This is a genomic window from Bifidobacterium amazonense (assembly GCF_018555435.2).
GTDB classification, from domain to species: Bacteria; Actinomycetota; Actinomycetes; order Actinomycetales; family Bifidobacteriaceae; genus Bifidobacterium; species Bifidobacterium amazonense.
The window spans coordinates 1-3,596 of the sequence record NZ_JAFEJT020000109.1; the positions used below are offsets into that span (position 1 = coordinate 1).

At 68.7% G+C, this 3,596-nt stretch carries 1 protein-coding gene and 1 pseudogene; both read left to right on the top strand.

Going from position 1 to position 3,596, the window contains the following annotated elements; all coding sequences use genetic code 11:
• Window positions 1-255 precede the first annotated feature (255 nt).
• The gene (dapE, locus tag JS533_RS13425; protein ID WP_241515312.1) at window positions 256-1,530 is read left to right on the top strand and encodes a succinyl-diaminopimelate desuccinylase; all 1,275 of its coding nucleotides are present in this window, start codon (window positions 256-258) and stop codon (window positions 1,528-1,530) included.
• 381 nt (window positions 1,531-1,911) lie between these two features.
• Window positions 1,912-3,596, top strand: a pseudogene (locus JS533_RS13430) (Rne/Rng family ribonuclease); the annotation flags it as partial.

Below are 3,596 nucleotides of genomic sequence, written 5' to 3' on the forward strand. Positions count from 1 at the left end.
TGTCCCGTAATCCGTCTGAGAAGGCCTCGAATCAGCCTGTAAAAGCTTGTGCGCGCGATTCGGGAGCCTCTCGATCGTCGAACTGACCTTGACACAGGGCGAATTTAGCCTCTCGATCGTCAAACTGTTCCCTCGGAACTTCCCCGTGTCCAGTCCGGGCAGACAGCTGGCGTATGTTGGGTATGGTTGACGGAACTTCCCCGGAACTTGGGACGGGCGGGGGATCGGCGGTCGAAACCCGCTACGATGAGGCGCATGACGAACGAACTGGCACAGCAGACGGCGACGGAACTCGGCTTCCCGGCGGGGGCGACGCGCGAACAGGCGCTCGCGGCCCTGCTCGAACAGATCATGGGCGCGTATTCGGTCAGCGACGACGAAACGCCGCTCGCGGACGAGATCGAGCGGTTCCTGCGCGGACAATCGCATCTGACCGTGCGCCGCCATGGCGACACGGTGGTGGCGAGCACCGACTTCGGCAAGCCTCAGCGCGTGATCCTGGCCGGTCACATCGACACGGTGCCGGTGATCGACAATTTCCCGCCGCGCTGGCTTGAGCCCGGCGATCCGCTGATCCGCGAGGACGTGGCCGTCGAGCACCCGGGGGAGTGCGTGCTGTGGGGTCGTGGCGCGACCGACATGAAGGCGTCCGACGCGGTGATGCTGTACCTGGCCGCCGTGTTGAACGGCGGCGCGGCCGGTGATACGGCCGGTACGGAAGACGAAACGGCCGCCGGCATCGACCCGAACTACGACCTGACCTACGTGTTCTACGACCACGAGGAGGTTGCGGCCGAAAAGAACGGCCTGCGCAAGGTCGTCGAAACCCACCCCGACTGGATCACCGGCGATTTCGCGATCATCGGCGAGCCGACCGACTGCGGCATCGAGGGCGGCTGCAACGGCACGATGCGCTTCGACGTGGTCACGCACGGCGTGGCCGCGCATTCCGCACGCGCGTGGATGGGCGAGAACGCGATCCACAAGGCCGCCGAGATTCTGAATCGCTTGGCCGCGTACGAGCCCGCCGACGTGCCGGTGGACGGTCTCGTCTACCGCGAGGGCGTGAACGCCACGCTGATCTCCGGCGGCAAGGGCACGAATGTGATTCCCGACGAGTGTCGGGTGCACGTGAACTATCGGTTCGCCCCCGACAAGACGATCGCCGAGGCCAAGGCGCTCATGATGGGCGCGGACTGCGGCGCGGAGCTGGGCAACGGCGAGCACGTCGCCACCGGCGGCATGTTCGCGGGGTTCGGCATCGAGATGAAGGACGAGTCGCCGAGCGCCCGTCCGGGCATGGATGCGCCGCTGGCCGCCTCGCTGGCCCGGCTCGTCAAGGAGCGTACGGGCCGCGACCCGCAGGCCAAGCTCGGATGGACCGATGTGGCGCGATTCGCGATCCTTGGCATTCCGGCCGTGAACCTCGGAGCCGGCAGCCCGCTGCTCGCCCATAAGCACGACGAACAGCTGCCCGAATCCGAGCTCGCCCTGCTTGCCGACATCTTGGAGGCATGGCTCGTCGCGTGAACCGCGTGACGTGAATACGTGGCATGTGCTGCCCGCCTGGCACTGCCCGCTCGGTGTGAGCCGCGTCGTGTGAGCCGCGTCGCGCGAGTCACCTGGTGCGAGCCGTATCACACGAATCGTATCGGATGAGCGCCACGCGCCCGATCGACATGATTCCGCCATTGTTCACCGCATGTCAATTGTTGTGTCATACTTAAGGGTGGCGGTTCTGCAAGCCGCCGCAGCAACCGATGGCGTCGATCCCCTCGCGTGGTTCTTCCGCGGGGCCGGTGTCCGCCGTCGCAGCAAGGACTTTTTGACCGTTGCTTGATGCGGGCGCAATCGATGCGCGGCCACGGTGAGAGCGTGGTGTGACAGCCGCATGGGGCTTAGACATAGGCGATGCGATTGCAGCGCGTCGTGAGGAGCATTGTGCCCAGTGTGAACCATGAGGGCTTCGGCGAAGCCGAAGCCGCAGATAACGTCGTATCCGATTCGTCAACCCGTTCGACGGACTCCAGCCCGTCCGATCAGCCCGCCCAGCCCGCGGCCCAGCCGCCGGCGCCCCGTCGCCGTCGCGGCGGTCGCCGCGTGGTGCGTGGCGCCGGTGCCGCCGGTGCGGCGGTCGAGCTGACCGTGCAGGAGCATGCCGCGCCGCTGTTCGAGGAGCCGCGTGTCGCCGATCTCGTCGTCTCCCCGGACGCCGACGCCGTGTCCGCTTCGGCTTCGCGCGCCGCGCACGGCCCGTCGCGTCGTTCCGTCGTCGATTTCGTCGATGCCGCGCAGCACGACGAGGATGATGCGCCCGGCTCCCGTCGTGTCCGTTCCCGCCGTCGTTCGTCGGCTCCGCTCGACGACGCATCGCTTGACGATGCGCCACGCCGTTCGCGTCGCCGCGTCTCCCGCGACGGCCACGATGAGGATGCTGCCGGCGACGACCGCGCGCTGGACGCCGTCGAGTCGCTGCTGGACCTCGATGACCATGACCGCGACGATCACGACGCCCGTCCGTCGCGCTCCGGCCGTACGCGTTCCGCCGCGTCGCGCGGCGCGAAGCCGATGACCTCGCTGCTGTTCCAGGAGCCGGTGCTGCCCGAGCTGCCGCCGGCCGGCCGTTCCCATGCGGACGACGACGCCGTGGACGACGATCGCGACGTCTCCCGCCGTTCCCGCCGCGTCGATGTCGCGGACCGGTCGGACCGTTCCGCACGAGACGCACGCGATGCGCGCGACGACCGCGCCGGTCATGACGATCAGCCGGAGGAGACCGGCCGCACGTCGCGCCGTTCCCGCCGTCGCCGCGGCGCTTCGCAGGATGCGGCGTCCGATGACGCGCGCACCTCGCTCGTCGAGACCGCCTCGACGCAGGCTGAGCCGGCCCGTGATGCCGAGAACGCCCCCGCGGACGCGGAAGCGGCCGATTCGGGCCGTTCCCGTCGTTCCCGCCGTCTCAACGCCCAGGAACGCCGTGCGGCGGCCGAAGTCGAGCAGATCGAGGAGGACCTCGAGTTCGACGACATCACGTATGCCCCGATCACCGAGGAGGACCTGTCGGAGGGGCCGACCCGTTCCCGTCGCCGTCGCCGTCGCGGCGGACGCGACGCCGAACGCGAGACGGCGGACGTCGAACAGTCCGCCGATCAGACGCCCGCCGCGGACGCGGACGAGGCGGAGGCCCCGTCGCGTCGCCGCCGCGACGAGGGCGAGGACGAGGATACGGGCGTGACCCGTCGCCGTCGCCGTCGCCGTTCCAAGTCGGGCGACGACGTCGAGGATCTCGTGCCGCGCCGCTCGCGCAAGCAGCAGTACATCGACGAGATCACCGACATCGAGGGATCCACGCGACTCGAGGCGAAGAAGCAGCGCCGCCGCGACAACCGCCGCGAGCGCTCCCGCCAGTCGCAGCTCATGGAGCAGGACTTCCTGGCGCGCCGCGAGAACGTCGAGCGTCTCATGGTCGTGCGCGAGCGCGGGCGTCACACGCAGATCTCCGTGATCGAGGACAACGTGCTCGTCGAGCACTACGTCTCCGACATCCAGGAGGTCGCGACCGTCGGCAACGTGTATCTCGGCCGCGTGCAGAACGT